The 17523-nt window shown below is 39.8% G+C and carries 15 protein-coding genes and 1 pseudogene; 2 read left to right on the top strand and 14 right to left on the bottom strand.

Features of this window, described 5'->3' with window-relative positions; genetic code table 11:
• Nucleotides 1-35 precede the first annotated feature (35 nt).
• The 9 genes and pseudogenes from B3297_RS19620 to B3297_RS19580 all read right to left on the bottom strand — a co-directional run.
• Nucleotides 36-217: pseudogene (locus B3297_RS19620) on the bottom strand (class D beta-lactamase); the annotation flags it as partial.
• Between the two features lie 31 nt (nt 218-248).
• Nucleotides 249-1769 (bottom strand): phosphoethanolamine--lipid A transferase EptA, encoded by a 1521-nt coding sequence (gene eptA, locus B3297_RS19615; protein ID WP_286779333.1) that lies wholly within the window; start codon nt 1767-1769, stop codon nt 249-251.
• A complete protein-coding gene (locus tag B3297_RS19610; protein WP_201303617.1) occupies nt 1756-2583 on the bottom strand; it encodes a phosphatase PAP2 family protein in 828 nt (275 codons plus the stop codon). The genes eptA and B3297_RS19610 overlap by 14 nt, the downstream gene beginning before the upstream one ends.
• A 222-nt stretch (nt 2584-2805) precedes the next feature.
• Complete coding sequence (locus B3297_RS19605) at nt 2806-4152, bottom strand: Gfo/Idh/MocA family protein (RefSeq protein ID WP_286767580.1); 1347 nt, start codon at nt 4150-4152, stop codon at nt 2806-2808.
• Nucleotides 4153-4380: 228 nt separating this feature from the next.
• Complete coding sequence (locus B3297_RS19600; protein ID WP_286779332.1) at nt 4381-4968, bottom strand: hypothetical protein; 588 nt, start codon at nt 4966-4968, stop codon at nt 4381-4383.
• Nucleotides 4969-6023: 1055 nt separating this feature from the next.
• Nucleotides 6024-6431 carry a VOC family protein gene (locus tag B3297_RS19595; RefSeq protein WP_286779331.1) on the bottom strand — a complete coding sequence of 136 codons (408 nt, stop codon included), beginning with the start codon at nt 6429-6431 and terminating at the stop codon, nt 6024-6026.
• 78 nt (nt 6432-6509) lie between these two features.
• Entirely contained in the window at nt 6510-8744 is a 2235-nt protein-coding gene (locus B3297_RS19590; RefSeq protein WP_286779330.1) for a TonB-dependent receptor, read from the bottom strand.
• A 15-nt stretch (nt 8745-8759) separates the two neighbouring features.
• Nucleotides 8760-9470, bottom strand: a complete 711-nt coding sequence (locus B3297_RS19585; RefSeq protein WP_046676263.1) for a membrane protein — start codon at nt 9468-9470, stop codon at nt 8760-8762.
• A gap of 920 nt (nt 9471-10390) precedes the next feature.
• The gene (locus tag B3297_RS19580; RefSeq protein WP_286779329.1) at nt 10391-10762 is read right to left on the bottom strand and encodes a DoxX family protein; all 372 of its coding nucleotides are present in this window, start codon (nt 10760-10762) and stop codon (nt 10391-10393) included.
• A 91-nt stretch (nt 10763-10853) separates the two neighbouring features.
• Between B3297_RS19580 and B3297_RS19575 the strand changes: the two genes are divergently transcribed.
• Nucleotides 10854-11219, top strand: coding sequence for a winged helix-turn-helix transcriptional regulator (locus tag B3297_RS19575; RefSeq protein ID WP_286779328.1), 366 nt, complete (start codon nt 10854-10856; stop codon nt 11217-11219).
• On the opposite strand, the gene B3297_RS19570 is transcribed toward B3297_RS19575, so the two are convergent.
• The 4 genes from B3297_RS19570 to B3297_RS19555 form a co-directional block, all read right to left on the bottom strand.
• Nucleotides 11208-12305 carry a DUF2891 domain-containing protein gene (locus B3297_RS19570; RefSeq protein ID WP_070560832.1) on the bottom strand — a complete coding sequence of 366 codons (1098 nt, stop codon included), beginning with the start codon at nt 12303-12305 and terminating at the stop codon, nt 11208-11210. The genes B3297_RS19575 and B3297_RS19570 overlap by 12 nt on opposite strands.
• A 32-nt stretch (nt 12306-12337) precedes the next feature.
• The gene (locus tag B3297_RS19565; protein ID WP_070560834.1) at nt 12338-13027 is read right to left on the bottom strand and encodes an SIR2 family NAD-dependent protein deacylase; all 690 of its coding nucleotides are present in this window, start codon (nt 13025-13027) and stop codon (nt 12338-12340) included.
• Nucleotides 13028-13109: 82 nt separating this feature from the next.
• Nucleotides 13110-13565 (bottom strand): hypothetical protein, encoded by a 456-nt coding sequence (locus B3297_RS19560; RefSeq protein WP_070560836.1) that lies wholly within the window; start codon nt 13563-13565, stop codon nt 13110-13112.
• A gap of 173 nt (nt 13566-13738) precedes the next feature.
• Entirely contained in the window at nt 13739-15577 is a 1839-nt protein-coding gene (locus tag B3297_RS19555) for an alpha-L-fucosidase (RefSeq protein ID WP_286779327.1), read from the bottom strand.
• Nucleotides 15578-16004: 427 nt separating this feature from the next.
• On the opposite strand from B3297_RS19555, the gene B3297_RS19550 reads away from it, so the two are divergent.
• Nucleotides 16005-16499, top strand: a complete 495-nt coding sequence (locus tag B3297_RS19550) for a ribonuclease H family protein (RefSeq protein WP_070560900.1) — start codon at nt 16005-16007, stop codon at nt 16497-16499.
• A gap of 45 nt (nt 16500-16544) precedes the next feature.
• Here the strand turns inward: B3297_RS19550 and trxB are convergent, their stop codons facing one another.
• Entirely contained in the window at nt 16545-17501 is a 957-nt protein-coding gene (gene trxB / locus B3297_RS19545) for a thioredoxin-disulfide reductase (RefSeq protein ID WP_070560840.1), read from the bottom strand.
• Nucleotides 17502-17523: the final 22 nt, after the last annotated feature.

The following is a 17523-nucleotide window of genomic DNA, read 5'->3' as shown; positions in this document are numbered from 1 at the left end:
TAAAATTTGATGATTGATATCTAATGCCCTAAGGTTTAGGGCAAAATTTTTAGCTCCTTAAAGACTTTCCGCGTATCTCTTTGCGGCAGCGCGAGAAATCAGGACGATTGAACTTGCGGTCCTGAATAAGCCGCGTTGCAAAGAAATAAATCTTTTCTTTTTGCTCAACATAACCTATCCACCATCCGGTATTGATCTGATTGGCCATAGTCCATCCGTTTTAGACCAAACTGTACCCGCAATCCTGTCTATTCGAAAATATCCATATTTTCATCATAAATAGGGCTTTTCATATCCAGAAATTTCAACACACTGTGAAATACGTGATTTTGGGTCAACGTTTTATTTGGTTTCAACTGTTTTGAATGATCAGAAACCCAAACAATAAAGGGAATCTCGTATTGCTCTTTTGGTGCAATGCTCATCGGCAATCCGTGCATATAAAGGTTATTTTCACCCAGCGATTCGCCATGGTCCGAGACGAACAACATGGCACTATTATATTCCTTCAATTGTTTTAGATCCTCAATCAGATTATGTAAAATATAATCTGTATAAACAACGGTGTTATCATAAGCATTGATCAACTCTTCTTTAGAACAGTTCCCGAGTTCAACACTATTGCATACAGGTTTAAACAGCTCGAATTGAGCGGGATATTTTTTGCTATATGTTGGCCCATGGCTTGTACTTGTGTGGAGCACAACAAAAATTTTATCTTTTTTACTGGAGGATATTCGCTCCTTTAGACCTGTTAAAAGTACCTCATCGTAAGCACATCCTTCACCCTTACAATTTGTGGCAAGTTGATCATTTGTTTCATATTCTTTAATATGTACAGGTGGCTCCCCCCAATTACTTGTTCGCCAGATCACATCGACATCATTTCTATAGAGATAGTTCGGCAGGATTTCGTACAAATCATCTGTATTTTTATGCTCTAATATACATTTTACTCCTGCTGTCGTATAGGTGGAGCAAGAAGTTGCGTCAAAATGATAAAGATTGGGTGTTTTGGAAAGTAGCGGATTTGTATTCTTTTGATAGCCATATAAGGAAAAGTTATCCCTTCGAGCAGATTCACCAATAACAAGGACAACCACTGTCTTTTTGTGGTCAGTTATCTTCGCATCTGGCAATAAAATCTCTTTTTTATTTTTTTGATGTTCGTGAATGTAAAAACGCGAAATATTGACGGTATAAGACCACGGCATGGCAAGTGCGCCCAAAGTCTTCGAATTCTTGTCGATCCATAACCAATTAGTCGCATTGGCGAATATTAAAATAACGATAAATAATAGCGAAAGTGACGAAGTGATAAAGAACTTCTTTGGTTTATCCTTTATTATTTTTGCTTTAATAATGAAGATACTGGGAATAATACCGAGAAAAACGAGATAAACGATCAATTTCAGGGAAAAGAAACCGCTGGACTCGGAATAACGGGTATTCAAGATATTGCCGATCATGGTTTCATCCAAAATAACGCTATAGGTATTTACAAAATAAACGGCTACTGAATTGATAAGAAAGAACAACACAAGTATCGATTTCCCGAAGCGACGCGAGGCTGAAAAAAATAGATAAAGTACTAAAGCATTCATTACCAGCATCAAAACCATTAGACTGCCGATGAGAACAATGCCCCCAAAGCTTTTATAATCAACATTTTTAAAAACAAAAGTATAAAATGGAAAATGGAAGAATATAAAATTCAACACACTCATGAAAAGGACAAAATGAACTAGTTTTAAGCTATTTTTTAGCATAAACGGTAATGGTTTTATAAAGTGTACTAATTAAGCAGATAAATGTAAAATAAAATATTAGCAAATTATCATTAATTATTCTATTGACCAATACTATACTGAAAACGAGGAATAATAAAATGAAAATTGGATAATACCGTTGGTCGTTGACCCAATTCCATATTTTAAATTCCCTGCTAAAAAAAATTCCGAGCAGTCCCGAAACATATCCTATAATACAGCCACTAACTACATCTAATGGATAATGTGCTCCCAACGCGACGCGAGATAAAGCAAGCATTAACCCAATACATGTTAAACAAAAAAACCACATTATTTTATAACTCAATCGTTGCGGCATAAAAGCATACATGATAACGGTCAGCGTTGTAAATATCGTAATGGAATGGCCCGAAGGCAAGCTATTGTTACCAAGAAGCATCTTACCAGTAATCAAAAAACTCGTTTGATTAAACACCGCTGCAGGTCGAGGCACAGCAAATGCCACTTTTAAAACAATGGAAAAAAAAGCTGAAATTAGCGATGCTGATATCAATGCTTCCCATAATTTAGGCGCATATAATACAAAAACACTCAATAGTGACAGGCTAATTAAACAATCTCCAAACTGTGTAAAATTAGACTCAAGATTTGGATATTGTCCGAGGTAAGCATTTATTGTGAAAAAGCTATTCTTCTGAATGACCGTATAGCCATATACATTCAATGCATGATTAAAATAGAGAAATAGAATGAGCAGAACTAATAGAAGTATAGGTAGAAAGAACAAGGGTTTTCTAAGCCTAGCATAATTATGGGTTATCGTCGAATTCATATTCATCGTCTACTCGTCTTTTAATCGAGTAAAGAACGGTTCGAATTCTGTAGAAATTTAGAATTTTAAGCTTGAACATATTTTGTTTAATCTATTGGATCCCTTTGCCGTTAGGTCAGGAACGTTCTATATATTGATAAATGCCAAGTCTGTCCATATGCATGGCATATTTTGACGGGTGCGTTTTTTCCATTTGCCGGTATCTGTCGCTTGATATTTTTATTACGGATGTTGCCATGGACTGCGATACCCTCTCTGCAATAATTGAGTTGCTTCAGGGTCATTAATACATATTTTTTGCGTAGGATCATAAATCAGGGGCCGATTCAACTGCATCGACAAATTGGCTAATATGCAACTTGCGGTGGAGATATAGCCTTCTTCAATATCGGCTACAGGTAGGTGATTATTTTCAATTGCTGATAAAAGATCGAGCATGTGTCGTCGCGTTGCCGGAGCTGTATGCAGTTCTATTCGATGCTCTTCCAGATCTTTAGGAAACGTCTCTTTTTCTAAGATAACATCCTTTCGGATAGTCTCACCTTCTCCGATGGGAATGAACTCATATTTCATCACACTTCCCTTTAAAGTACCTTTGTCACCGTATATAACAAATGCCCAAGGATATTCAGGGTCTGTTGCTGCTCCCCATGTCCTATGCTGCCAGACACAGTTAAGATCTTCGTATTCAAATAGAGCGGTCTGCGTATCTGCAATCGTCGATTTGCCTTCTTTTTGGACATAAATACCACCTTTGGCACTCACGCTTTTGGGCCATTTAAGTTGCAAAAGCCAACGTACCGTATCAAACATATGCATTCCCATATCGGCGGTTATCCCATTTCCATAAGCCATAAAGGTTCGCCACCAGCTGCCATGCGGTAAACCATCATAAGCTCGTAAAGGTGCCGGTCCTGTCCATAACTCATAATCTAAGAACTCTGGAACTTGTTGTGTAGGCGGGTTACCATTTTTCCGCATATGATAGTAGCAGCACATCTCCACATGCGAAACCTTACCAAGCAGGCCGCTATCGACCACACGCTTCTTAGCGTCGATGAGATGCGCCGTACTCCGCCGTTGGGTCCCTACCTGCACTTTCCGGTTATATTTTCTAGCCGCGCGCCATATGGCATCGCCCTCAAGTACATCCACACTGATGGGTTTCTGCAAATAAAGGTGAGCCCCCGCACGCATCGCGTCTATAGCCTGTCTTGCATGCCAGTGATCCGGTGTGCCAATAAGGATAAGATCGAATTTATGGTTAGCGAGCATCTCCCTATAATCTCTATAAAGCTTTGGAACCTTTTTTGAAACCTGGCGCTCAGCAGTTAATCGCCCCGCCTCCTGCAAATGGTTGTCGTCAACATCACATATGGCGATAACATCAACATCCCGAACCTGCATTAAACGGAACAAATCACTCTTCCCATACCAACCCGCACCGATCAATCCGACCCGAAAATTTTTAATCGCATCTTTAAACGACAGACCTTTAACTTGCAAAGCGGATAAAGTTAAGACTGCTCCCGCTCCTTGAATAAATTTTCTCCGATTTAGATTGAACATAGACACAATTTGCTGGTTTATTACCTAATATAAGAAAAATAAGCAATAAACAATAAAATATTGCATCAACAAGCGCAGCTATAGAGCGGATAATCTGGGAAATTACGGAAAGAAAGGCTCGGAAGATATAGATATTTAACGACTATTAGCAGTCGGGGAATGGATTAAATCGGTTTGATGGACTGAGTCCCGGCTTTGATTAAAGGTTCCGGGACTGTGCCAATTTTCTTATAGACTAAAACTATTCAAAAAACTCTCTAATTCTTCAATTGCTACATTATTTGCTGAAGAGACAGTTGCAAATCGATTTGATTCGAGATATTGAATGCTAGTCAAACCATCGTTTTCAAACATGCTCCAGTCAAAAGACGCCAGCCAACCTTTGTAAGGCTTAACCTGCATTTTGGTTCCTAGGTCTTCAATTGATTTTAGGTCGATATAGTTCATCAAATTTAACTTTACCTGATCCGAACCTGGACCGGCTCCGTCGGTAACCATCAAATAAATATTTTGCTCTCCCTTCACATAGTTTGCCGTTGCGTAAGATCCTGACTCCGCATCCTCGAAAGCCGTCACCTCTGTGAGCTTAAATCCATTGATTTCCGGTTTGAACTTTGCCTTAAAATCAGCCGAACTGATAGGCTTCATCTTTCTCAGCGCTGTTGCTAATTGTTCAACCTTCAATGAGTCTGAATTTACCTGCACATATTCAATGTGTTGAACAGCTAATTGCTCTCCGGCAAATACAGCCTTTGAATTGGCCATGCTCGTTAGGGCCGCACATACCATACTAATTCCTAAATAAGGATACTTCATATTATTATTTCTCTAATCTTTCTCCCCTATAAACAAAAAGCACACCACTCTTTCAGATAACCTTCACTATTTCTTCAAAAATAGTGTAAATTCACGTTTACCAAACAGTTAGAAAATGAAAAGAGAAACCATATACCTAAAAGTAATATTATTTTACGTGGCTTCGCTGGTGTTGTTTGCTTTCGCTGCCGCTGTGACCAAACAGACAGCGTTGTGTTGCAAAGGGTAGCGAACATCAGTCTGAAAACATCGCGTTTATTGCCTATACAATTGTAATGCTTTTGGGTATTCTCATCGTCTATAGACTATCAAAAAAAACATCGTTTCAAACGAACAATAGGAACCAGATCCATTAATTCCACAATTGATGCACAAGACATCGGCAAAAGCCTTTTCAAACATATCATTTCCTTATTCATATCGACGCCTTGTAGACACGAAGCTACAACAACCAGACTTACTGCAAGTTCTAAAAATAAAGGCACGGCTTTTGTAAACTACTAAGTAAAAAAAAGTATTATGAGAAGAACGCTTTACACCACATCTGTTATTATATTACTCGTCTTATGTGTGATTATACTAATGACCACATGTTCAAAAATTGCCTAATTTATATCCAGTTTGGGCAAAATTGCAAAACCAGTGATAACGACGAGTTCATCGCTGAAAACAGCATCTAAAAAATAGATTCTTAGGCCCTCCTCATGGCTTTCATCAAGTAGCTAAATTTCGCTTTATTGATCAGGAAAGAACGCGATCCAGACAGATTGTACAAAATTTCGTTATTCCCGGACGTATAATTACAAAAAAGCCCTAGAGCGGGGAACTCTAGGGTCTTAGCCATATATTAACCTATTTTATGAAAAGTATTTGTATCAATAACGTCTTAGTTTCCTATTTATTTTGTAAAACATAGAAATTTCTTAAATTTTCTTTTTTCGTACAAAGATTCAATTCCTATCACTTGCCTTGTAATTATTCCTATAGCTGTCTTTTACCAGTTCATATCAATTACCTTACAGCGGTTGTGCTAAACCAATCAATAATCCCTCTACTCAACTTAGATAACAGAGACGATACGCATTTTCATATTGTACCACCTCCCCGACCAGCACAGCTCCATGATTGTCAATGAGTCGCCGCAGCACATCATCGATATCTTCAACGGTAAACATTGCCCGCAAATAGCCCAAGGCATTGACCGGAGCGTTTCTATGATCTGCAATTATCGCTGGATCAATAAATCTTGAAAGCTCCAATCGGCTATGCCCATCTGGTGTCACCATCATGGCGATCTCCACATGCTGAGCACCGAGACCTGTTATTCGACCTGACCATTCCCCTTTAATCTGTGCCCTTCCCTCCAAATGTAAACCAAGTTCTGAAAAAAACGAAATCGCGTTGTCCAACGACTCCACCACGATACCCATATTATCCATTCGAAGTAACTTACTCTTTTCCATAATACATCATTTATAAGGACTTATAATTCCTATTAAAGATACAAAGGAAAATTTTAAGGCGACCACTTTACCCAGTCTTTAGAATTTATAGCTCAGGCCAGCTTTTACCATAAAAGGTGTTCCAGGGGTGAAATGCAATTCAGAAACGGGCTGTTGTTCATTTCTTAATCGAGTCTCTGTCTCAAACTGTGCTTCATTCCATTTGGTGTCAAATAAGTTTTGGGCCTGCAACAAAAAATTCCATTTTCCCACGCCATAGTTAAGCAGGAGATCGTTGACCAAATAACCTTTAGCACGTACCGAATTATCTTCTTTCGCTGGTTTTGTATTCATATAACGATAGCGCAAATTGGCCGAAATGCCGAGCGGTAGCTTCACAGATACTCCCCCTGTACTTGTTAAAGAAGGTACCAGCGGGATATAGTTTTCGCCTTTAGGTTGGTCAATTGCCCGCGCGTACGCATAATTGATGTCGCCATCAAAATATAACCATGGAGTAGCTTGATAGCGTAGACTCAAATCAGCCCCCAGACGTTTCGTTTTGCCTGAAGGCTCTACAACAGCTTCATCCCCGTCGTACACAAATTCTTGCTGCAGGTATAACCCCCATAAAGCAGGCTGAATAAAAAGGTTATCAGTTGGCTTCCAGATCAAGCCAAGATCTGCACCAAAGGAAATGGGCATAATATCTTTTCCCTGTTGTTCCATCACCACCCTGATATCGTTGGAATGAAATCCCATACCCGTTTTCAAATAGATTTGGGCGCTATGATTGAACGTATATCCAAAGTTCAGCTTTGGGCTGATTCTTGTTGCAGAAGCCTCTTGCCCTGCAGGATCACTTTTCAGCTTATCATGCAAGTTGAAAATCAAGTGATCGACACGTAATGCATGATTAATCGTCCATTTTCCAATACGCCAATCCAGATTGCTATAGGCATGAAGATTCATTTCTACACCCGAAATATGCGAAAGCCGATCCAATAATTCGTCGCGCTGATAGACATGGTTCAGTTGAAGATCTTTGATATCATCCACTCGGAGCCCAAACCCCGATGTCCAAGAAAACTGACTATGATCAAAATGAAATTGGCGATTGTATTTGTTTTCGATACCGTACAAGTATCGATTATCAACCTGCTCTATTTCATCGCCATGAATGGGGTCTTTCAGAAAGAAAGTAAAATCCGAAAACAACTGAAATTTATAGCGCGAGAAGTAAACATTGCTTTCCCAGCTTTCTTGATCACTGATCAGCGCACGGTATTGCATCGCCAAATTCATGCGGGATGTATTCCCGCCTTCTGTAGAATCAATCGAACCCCAACGGCTAATCAGTCCCTGACGAACAGCCCGCTCCGGAATCTGACCCGATGCATTCCAACCCGAACTGAATATGGACCCCTGGAGATTGATATAATGTTTCTCATCGATCCACTGATTATATTTCGCAAATAGATTGACACGACTAAAATTTTGCTTGATGTCAAAAGGACCATTCGAATAATTGAACTCTCCTGCGGCATAGGCATATTTATTCTGCTCATGGTTATTCAGCAGATTAAGCATGGCCACGGTACGCCAGGAATCAAAAGAACCGCCTTCAACCTTAAAAAGATTATGATCCAAATGATCCAAGGTCGTAAAATTAACATAACCCGATGTGTTCAAATCGCCTTTGTCTGCATAATAAGCACCCTTGCCAAAATCAATGTCTTTTACCGTTTCTGGAATAATAAAATGGAGATCTGCGTATCCTTGACCGTGCGCATGAGAGACCATATTAACGGGAATGCCATCTGCAGTAATGGCAATATCTGTACCGTGATCATTATCAAATCCACGCAAAAATATTTGCTCAGCCTTTCCACCACCGGCATGCTGTGCTATAAAGAGCCCAGGAACTTTTCGTAACAGATCTTGCGCCGAATTAACCGGAATCTTACTTAAATCAACTTTGCTCAATGTTTTACTGCTATTGAATGCATCCACCTGAATTTGACTCAACTGCACTTCATTTTTTTGCATCTCGATTTCAATCGGAGACTTCGCTTCTTTTAGGATGTATACCTGATCGAGATAGCCAATCCGGCTCAACAATAAAGTATCCGGAAATATTCCCGGCTGTACGGAAAAAGTACCATTCGATGCTGTATGACTATGTTTTATTCCACGTTGGTAACGTATATTGACTTCTTCTAATCTCTGTTTACTATCCTTATCTTTCACAGTTCCCTGAATTACATGTTGCTGGGCATAACTGTGTGTAGTAGCCATTAGGCTTATAAAAAAGGTGATTTGATGTTTGTTCATATCCTATTTAAAAAATTACCATCCCAGAAATAACATCCCCGCACCGCAAATTGAGAGGACAGCACCACTAATAGCGTGTACATATCGATCAAGTTTTTCGGTGTTGAGCAAATTATAACCATAAATTCCCAACAAGACCATCCCAACCATGGTTGCCACTGTTGTGATGGTAAAGGTGCTAATCAGTGTAATCACCTCTGGCATTGAGCGGTGAGCACCTGAAAAAAATAAAAGTGGAATCAATGGTTCCGATGGTCCCATGACGAAAATTGCAAATAATACCAAAGGCGTTACCTTCGTTTTTTGATGATGGTGATGATGCCCTGATGTGCTTTTCCCATGCGTGTGTTCATGCACATACACCTCATCACCCATCACATCAAAATGCTTATGAGAATGCTTCTTTGACATTTTCCAGATCCCGTAAATCAAATATCCAAGTCCAAAAATAAATAGTGCCCAACTCGAAACATTGCCGCGCACGTCCTGCAACCAGCTGATCTTATTGAGCTGCCATCCAAGATAAACGCCAATAATCCCCAGTATGACCGAACTGAAAACATGCCCAAGCCCACATATAATGGTCCATAATATGGTTTTCCCCAACGACCATTTTTTCGATTTGGACAATACAATAAATGGCAGATAATGATCTGGGCCCGATGCAGTATGAAAAAAACTGATCGTAATAGCTGTAATAGCTAATGCGTAAAGTGTTGTGTTCATATAAATGATTTAATAGCAAAGCAGCTGATTAAGCCGCTTTCTTCAAGCAATGATTTATTAAATCGGTTTTATAGCCGTCTGTCGACCCAACCGATGATATTCACGAAAAGGAAAAGGGATTTAACCGAAAATTTTAAAGGAATGGTATAGGATACACCTGTCTGGCAGCCTGTTCGATAGATATTTATTTTGGAGTTCATAAAAACTATGCCATGACTTCTTATCCGCAAATAGCAAGAAAATTGGTAGAATCAGTCCCAAGGTACAGAGCCGAACGGCATATGCTAAATGTTGATCATAACGCCATTCGAACGAGCATTCTTCGATCGATCCGACATAAAAATCGAAATGGGATTGTGAAGAAGTTATTGCCGTTTTTGAGGTGTTTTTATAGGCAGTATGTGAAAAGACATCCTTGTTTATTTTACCTGTAAAAAACAGACAGAAAAAAACAATGGACAAAACCATTAAAAGTTGTCTTAAATACCTATACATAGCATGTAACATCCCTATGGGATTGATAGATCAAATGTATTATAAGTTTGATCGTGCAGAGTAGCACAAATCTTGAATTTTATAGTCTTTTTCTAACTTGCTAAAAAATGTATATCTAAAAAAAACAGCGCGAAAACTTTACTTATACCAATAACAACGCAATAAAACGGTAGAAAAACAAAATATCCCAGCATAAATCAACAGAGTTAAATTAGCACAAATCACGATTTACAACCGATCAAGTCGCTCCTATATTTTCGGCTATCGACCGGCTTGCCATACCGCTTATAATTGTAGTCTATCACATTATTTTCCCTCTTGCATCTCCAGCACCACTTGCTTCCGGATAAACATAGGATCATTAGAAAATTAAGCTATAAAATAATCCTAATTTTCTAATGATCATGCTAAAGCTGACGCAGGATTTAAAGTATAATTTTAAAGGTTTTGTCTGTGGCCAACAGCACAATACTAAGTACACACATCAGCAAGGAGTTGTAGAAATGATGATACTCTTGATGCGCCATATGTGCCGTAAACGCAGCAACCGCAAATGGAAACAACAGCAGCACTGCAGCATTCTTAAATTGCGGGTTATACAAACCTATTAAGAGCAATACTACCCCCATTAGTTCCCCTATTCCGATAATGATCGTCCAAGTCTTATTAAAACACAGGGACTGCATGCTTTGCATCATGGCGCTCTTTTGAAAAACTTTGAATAATGATGCATATCCAAATACATAAAGGTAGTACGCATAGCTCAACCAATGAGCGACTGATTTAATCGTTTCCATGTTATACTTTTTGTTTTCCTACAAATTTCTTTATTAATTTGCAGGAATAACAGTACATACAAGATTGTATGATACCAACAAAAAAGTTTGTATGAACCCGCGAAAAGAGAATTCAACCAATCACATTAATGAGCTATACTGGAAAGACCGTTGTGGTATTGCATTTACCTTGGCCACCATAGGTGGCAGATGGAAAATCAATATCCTTTCCTATTTGCTAAATGAAGGTAAACTCCGCTATAGTGAGTTGCGGAAAAGACTCGTGGGAATATCTGAACGTATGCTGATCGCCAAATTAAAGGAACTGGAGCATGACAAGCTGATTAATAGAATTGTATACCAGAAAGTTCCCCCAAAGGTAGAATATGAATTAACCGAGCTCGGCCGTTCGCTCGAGGAAATATTAAACCTAATGGATAAATGGGGAGAAGATAATCTCCCCGAATCAATGCTTTGATAGTGCATAGAGTGCAAAAGTACCTAACCAATGTGACCCCATGTAATCATCCTTGGTTGTAATATTGGGCAAAGAATACTTTAAATGTTTATTCGCCAACCTATGCAAATAACTTAATTCAGGCAGCGCTTTGGCGATACCGTTTAAACAGTTGGCGCGACTAAAATTAAGTCCATCCAGATGGACCAAATGTCCGTCGGTTCGATCTTTCACGATTCCTGGTTCTAAATTGAAATCGGGATTAAACAGATCTGGCATAAAATCCTTTAACCATTTACGGTAATCCTCCTGTTGCAGCACCATACTCATACAAAGGGCTTCTTCAAGACAAGGAGAAAGAAAATCGCTTCCACTTGGCTCAAAAGAAATGTTGCAGCTCTTATCCTGACTGTATAAACGAGAAGCATTCGTCATTAATGATTTTTCAAACGTCACATTTCCCGTGCTTCTTGCATAGTCCAGGGACAGCGAAAGGCCAAAGGCCGAATTATCATGATAGCCTGTCCTGATCGGATAGACCAATTTGGGCAAATATTCCTGATACGATTTTACCACATGTTTCACCAACGGTTCAAGATTCGATGCCCAGCGTTTTGCATCGGCATCTTCCCAAGTTAATAATTCCTTCTGCAGCTGCAACAACCAAGCCCAGCCATACGTACGCTCAAAGTTCTTATTGTTCTTATCTTGAAAGAAATCTAATTCAACAGCCACATTTTCTGCTGTAATATTTCGGTTCAATTGGCGTCGAATTTCACCTGAGCTATCCAAATTTGGAAATTCCTTCAAAATATGCACAATTGACCAATACCCGTGTACAGAAGAATGCCAGTCAAAACAACCGTAAAAAATTGGATGCAATGTACGCGGTGCTTTTAGATCACCATCACTACCGAGTACCTGTCCCAGCTTATTGGGATATTCCACTTCGATGCAATGCAGTGGCAAACTGAGCAGATGCTTGGCCTGAACGCTATCCAAGGTTAAAGGCTGATCATTTGAACTCGTATTTACTTTGATCGCTGAATTATTTTGACATGCAACAAAAGCAACGGACATGCAAAGAAGCCCTATTATTTTCTTCATAAACCCTTATTTTATAAACGACTATATAACATTTAATTAAGTAATTGTTCTACCAGTTCAGGAACAGCTATGGTCGCCGATTCTTCAATACACTGTATATTACGTAAAGCGTTGTCATGAGGAATCTTTTTGTCAATTAAAAACGATTTACAGTGACTAGGCGCAAATTCTTTAAGTCCCGCAGCGGGATAAACCTGTAGGGAGGTCCCCACAATAATCAAAATATCGGCCTTCGAAACCAGGCTTATCGCTTCCTCAATGGCCGGCACAGCCTCTCCAAACCAGACTATATTTGGCCTCAGCTGACTACCCTTCTCACAAAGATCACCCATTTTGATCTCATCACCAACAATGGGATACACCAAACGGTCATCGACAGATGACTTCGACTGATCCAGGCGTCCGTGCAAATGAACGATATGGGATGAACCTGCCTGTTCATGTAGTAGATCTACATTCTGCGTCACAATACTCACCCGGTATGCTGATTCCAATTTTACCAGCGCATGATGAGCCGCATTTGCCTGTGCGACCAAAGCGGCTTTCCGTCTCAGATTATAAAACTCCTGCACCAAGGCTGGATTTTTATGCCAACCTTCAATGGAAGCAACTTCCATGACGTCATGTCCTTCCCACAATCCATTGGCATCCCTAAAGGTAGGTATACCGCTTTCAGCCGAAATACCGGCCCCCGTCAATACAACGATATTTTTCTTTTCCATCTTAAATCTATTTGTTGCACCATTGTATAGTTAAGATTGACTTTTGATATGACCTTCATCATGTCTGTAGGCCTGATCTAGATCATTCATTTATCAACAAAGATGCATAATTATCCGGCAGCTCGAGTCGGATCGAATCTTTACTCAAGGCTGCCTTACGGTTCATATCATCAAAAGAACGTTGGTAATACACAAAAGCGCTATTTGGTATATGCAGTTCACTGGCTTTCTGCACGTTGAACACATAGCGATTATTTTTTAATTTGACATGCTGATAAATCCGATAAGTAACAACTTGAATCTGTACCTTATCAAATTTCGGAATGACCTTTAAATCCGCCGGTTCATGAAAGTATTTATCATTGAAATACATAAATTCATTTGACTCTGCTAATGTTGCTAGAGCTAACCTTCCGTTGACCACTTCATTCACTAACGAATCTGCCCGCAATCGCTCGGATTTACTTCCGTCACCGGAAGAACAACAAACACAAAGAAGAACAAAAATTGGGATCAAAACAGCTTTGATTGGATTCATAGGCCTAAGTTATAATAAAAAATGCTTTTGCGCCACAATTCAGGAGAAAATGCACCGAATACCGAAAGAAAATGGATCAGAATTAATAAATCAGCATAGTTTATATCTCGCAAAAAAGCCCAGGATATTTTGTTATCCCAGGCTTTTTTCGACGCTAATTGCTATTCGACCTCTTAAAGGTTATTTTCGATAGCGCCCACTTTCTCGCGATATAGTTGTATTGGCGCATCCAACAAAACAGCAATAACTGTCATATTTTTATCCAAGCGCTCTGCTGGTGCCTGAATGTAGATAATACCCGGGATGCTACTCCAATAAAGCTTATTGAAAATCTCATGATTTATCATGGAGCCCTCACCGACCACGCGGATCCTGGCGACTCCATTTTTAACACCTTTTAGTGCAATAGGACCCGTAGGTTTTCCCTCGACAAACAGATACAATGTCTGGCGATCTTTAGAGAGCGCGCTTAGTCCTTCATAATGTCCTTCAGGTAAGCCTTTTCCAGTCTCATAAAGTGCTTCGGCATGATCCTTAATCCACTTTAATACCGTTGGATTAGTCGCATTATTACTTGGCAATTTGGTCTCTAAGCCATCCACGGTCAATCCGGAATTATCAAAGATATTTTTTCCGGCATGCAGTGTTGAAGCGATCTGACCTAAAGCACGACCTGTCAACTTATTATCCAGTACAGATTTCAACGTAACTTCAGTATCTTGCGGTGCAGTCCAACGAAGCACCTCCGCAAAGGTTAGTGCAATCACAGTCACATCCTGATCAAAGTTTACTTTCGTCAAATCGACTTGAACGGTTCCGTTTTCAGACTTAACGTTCACTTTCGCGGATGCATCACCAACAACTGAGACTTCTTTAATGGCTGTATGATTGACCAAACCTCTGAGCTGCAATTCGGGTTTCTGTTCGTATACATACAGGTAAAGTGTCTTTCCGTCCTTTGATAAAGCAGATTTCCCGCCGTAGTTCACAAAAGGAATACCGGCTCTTGTACCGTAGATCGCAGCTGCATGCTTATGTGTCCATCGCCCCAGCTGTTTCAAAATATTTAATTGTTCCTCAGGGATCGTTCCATCTGCCTTTGGACCGATATCCAACAATAGGTTTCCACCCATGGAAATACAATCTACCAACGTTCGAATGATCATATTCGGTGATTTGTACTTTTTATCAAAGGGTTGATAGCCCCAAGAATCATTCATGGTATAACAGAGTTCCCAAAATTTAGCATCAGGCCGGGTTACTGGAATCCCTTGCTCAGGTGTATCGTAATCTCCATGATGATTCAATCGCGAGTTTATAATAATATTCGGATTATACTTCCGCAAAAGATTCAAGGTCTCTTTAGCTTTCCACTCCTCGGCACTATGCTCCCAATCCCCGTCAAACCAAAGTAATTCGGGCTTATACTGTTCGGATAGCTCAGTCAATTGCTTCTGGTAATATTTTACATAATTATCCCAACGAGAAGGCTCACTTTTCAATTCATAACGTTTTCGATTGCGCGTAAAAACATCGTAATAAGGATGGCTCCAATCGGGCAAAGAATAATACAGTCCAGTATGCAAGCCTTCTTCTTGTATGGCTTTCACAAATGGTGTGATTACATCCTGTTTGGCAGCTGCGTCTTGTAATGTCGTGATCGCTTTATCAGCCTTCGTATTCCACATCGAGATCCCGTCATGGTGTTTGGTCGTAATCACCGTGTATTTCGCACCGGCTTCTTTGATCAATTTGGCCCATTCCTTCGGTCTATAATCCTTTGCTGTAAAACCATTCAGTTGCTTGATATAATTGTCATGGTTGATGTAATTATTGAAGAATGACCAAGATTCTGATATTCCATCGACAGAATAAATCCCCCAGTGAATAAAAATACCCAGTTTGGCATCCTCAAACCAATCCATTTTTTGCGGTGATACATTGTTCTGCGCTGAAACGTTTAAGCACGCGGACGCCAAAAGAACAAAAAGAGAACTCTTTCGAAACTTCATAAGCTATTTTATCGATTACATAACAGTTTAAGCGGGCAAAATACACATAAATCAGCACAATCCAACTATGTAAGGGATAAATTACGTTGGAGAGCAATTGAAATCTAACATTGTATTTTCTCTCGCTCAAACTAAAAACACGCAGGGAATATTCCTATTATTTAAACGGACCTCATAGGGACTTTATAGGGACCTCATTCGGACCTCATTCGGATAAAGCCGTGTAAAGTCCCTTTTAAACACCTATAAAGTCAGTCTTAAATACCTATGAATTTTGATGCTTGTAGCACTATGCCCTATCGTTGAATTGATTGAACATGTCGCAGTGTTAAAATTCTTCTACTTCGAGCATCAAAATATGGACTAGTCTTGATCATTTTTACCTGTTTGTATGTGCTTACAAAAACTTCATGTATATTTGGCCGGTATGATCGAATTATATACAGATGGGGCTTCAAGTGGAAATCCGGGCCCTGGAGGTTACGGAACCATCTTAAGAACTATTTATACAGGCGATAATGAAGCCTTTAAAGGTAAACTGATCGAAAAAGAGTTTTCGGGCGGTTACCGCAAAACGACTAACAACAGGATGGAATTGATGGCTGTGATCGTCGGCCTCGAGGCACTGAAAAATCTACAACAACATGTTACCGTGTATTCTGACTCCAAATACGTCATTGACGCCATTGATAAGAAATGGGTATATGTTTGGATACAAAAAGGTTTTGCGGGAAAAAAGAACAAAGATCTTTGGTTGCGCTTAATGAGCGCCTATAAGCTCCATACCGTACGCCTTGTATGGGTAAAAGGCCATGCTGGGCATCCGTTAAATGAGCGCTGTGATCGTTTAGCTGTCGCAGCATCCAAAGATAAGGCAAATTGGAAAATCGATAGTGTTTTTGAAATGGAAGAAGGTAAATAAAAACGGGGCATTGTACAATGCCCCGTTTTTATTATTTCCATGCGATTATTCGCCGCTTTCCTTAGCTGCTAAGTATCTTTCAGCTTCCAAAGCTGCCATACAACCTGTACCTGCAGCAGTGATTGCCTGACGGAAGATGTTATCCTGAACATCACCACAAGCAAAAACACCCGGGATATTTGTTGCAGTACTATCTGGTTTTGTAATTAAATAACCTGTTTCATCCATATCCAATACACCTGTGAAAAGCTCGGTATTAGGCTTATGCCCAATAGCAACGAAGAAACCTGTTACTTCGATATCATTTTCAGACTGGTCTTTATTGTTTACAACACGTATTCCGGTCACCACCTGACCATCTCCTAGGACTTCTTTTGCCTCAGAATTGTAGTGAACTTCGATATTTGGTGTATTCATAACGCGATGTACCATTGCTTTAGAAGCACGAAACTCGTCACGGCGAACCAACATATGTACTTTTGAGCATAATTTTGCAAGATACGTTGCTTCTTCTGCCGCTGTATCCCCAGCACCTACAATAGCAACCTCTTGGTTTTTAAAGAAGAACCCATCACATACAGCACATGCTGAAACACCAAAACCATTGTATTTTTGTTCAGATTCCAAGCCTAACCATTTTGCTGTGGCTCCTGTCGCAATAATCACAGTATCTGCGGTAACTTGTACCGTTCCATCGATCTCAACACGGTGTACCTCACCTGTAAAATCCACTTTAGTCACATATCCAAAACGCACTGAAGTTCCGAAACGTTCAGCTTGCTCACGCAAATCTTCCATCATCACTGGTCCAGTGATACCTTTTGGATAACCAGGGAAATTGTCCACCTCAGTTGTTTGAGTCAACTGTCCCCCTGGCACAATACCGGTATAAACGACTGGTTTCATATCCGCACGGGCTGCATAAATCGCGGCAGTATAACCTGCTGGTCCCGAACCAATAATCAAACACTGTACATGTTCCACTTCTTGTTTGAATTCCATAATCCTTTTTCTAAGCTATTAA

This window comes from Sphingobacterium sp. UBA3519, assembly GCF_002377215.1.
GTDB classification, from domain to species: Bacteria; Bacteroidota; Bacteroidia; order Sphingobacteriales; family Sphingobacteriaceae; genus Sphingobacterium; species Sphingobacterium multivorum.
The sequence above is the reverse complement of the archived record's forward strand: the minus strand, read 5'-3'. Positions and strand labels throughout refer to the sequence as shown.

What these genes read in the sequence shown, in the direction of transcription:
- B3297_RS19570 (WP_070560832.1), bottom strand. Translation starts at nt 12,305, where the DNA reads ATGAAGAAAATAATAGGGCTTCTTTGCATGTCCGTTGCTTTTGTTGCA.
- B3297_RS19555 (WP_286779327.1), bottom strand. Translation starts at nt 15,577, where the DNA reads ATGAAGTTTCGAAAGAGTTCTCTTTTTGTTCTTTTGGCGTCCGCGTGC.
- B3297_RS19560 (WP_070560836.1), bottom strand. Translation starts at nt 13,565, where the DNA reads ATGAATCCAATCAAAGCTGTTTTGATCCCAATTTTTGTTCTTCTTTGT.
- B3297_RS19605 (WP_286767580.1), bottom strand. Translation starts at nt 4,152, where the DNA reads ATGTTCAATCTAAATCGGAGAAAATTTATTCAAGGAGCGGGAGCAGTC.
- B3297_RS19595 (WP_286779331.1), bottom strand. Translation starts at nt 6,431, where the DNA reads ATGGAAAAGAGTAAGTTACTTCGAATGGATAATATGGGTATCGTGGTG.
- B3297_RS19585 (WP_046676263.1), bottom strand. Translation starts at nt 9,470, where the DNA reads ATGAACACAACACTTTACGCATTAGCTATTACAGCTATTACGATCAGT.
- eptA (WP_286779333.1), bottom strand. Translation starts at nt 1,769, where the DNA reads ATGCTAAAAAATAGCTTAAAACTAGTTCATTTTGTCCTTTTCATGAGT.
- B3297_RS19610 (WP_201303617.1), bottom strand. Translation starts at nt 2,583, where the DNA reads ATGAATTCGACGATAACCCATAATTATGCTAGGCTTAGAAAACCCTTG.
- B3297_RS19600 (WP_286779332.1), bottom strand. Translation starts at nt 4,968, where the DNA reads ATGAAGTATCCTTATTTAGGAATTAGTATGGTATGTGCGGCCCTAACG.
- B3297_RS19550 (WP_070560900.1), top strand. Translation starts at nt 16,005, where the DNA reads ATGATCGAATTATATACAGATGGGGCTTCAAGTGGAAATCCGGGCCCT.
- B3297_RS19580 (WP_286779329.1), bottom strand. Translation starts at nt 10,762, where the DNA reads ATGGAAACGATTAAATCAGTCGCTCATTGGTTGAGCTATGCGTACTAC.
- B3297_RS19575 (WP_286779328.1), top strand. Translation starts at nt 10,854, where the DNA reads ATGAACCCGCGAAAAGAGAATTCAACCAATCACATTAATGAGCTATAC.
- trxB (WP_070560840.1), bottom strand. Translation starts at nt 17,501, where the DNA reads ATGGAATTCAAACAAGAAGTGGAACATGTACAGTGTTTGATTATTGGT.
- B3297_RS19565 (WP_070560834.1), bottom strand. Translation starts at nt 13,027, where the DNA reads ATGGAAAAGAAAAATATCGTTGTATTGACGGGGGCCGGTATTTCGGCT.
- B3297_RS19590 (WP_286779330.1), bottom strand. Translation starts at nt 8,744, where the DNA reads ATGAACAAACATCAAATCACCTTTTTTATAAGCCTAATGGCTACTACA.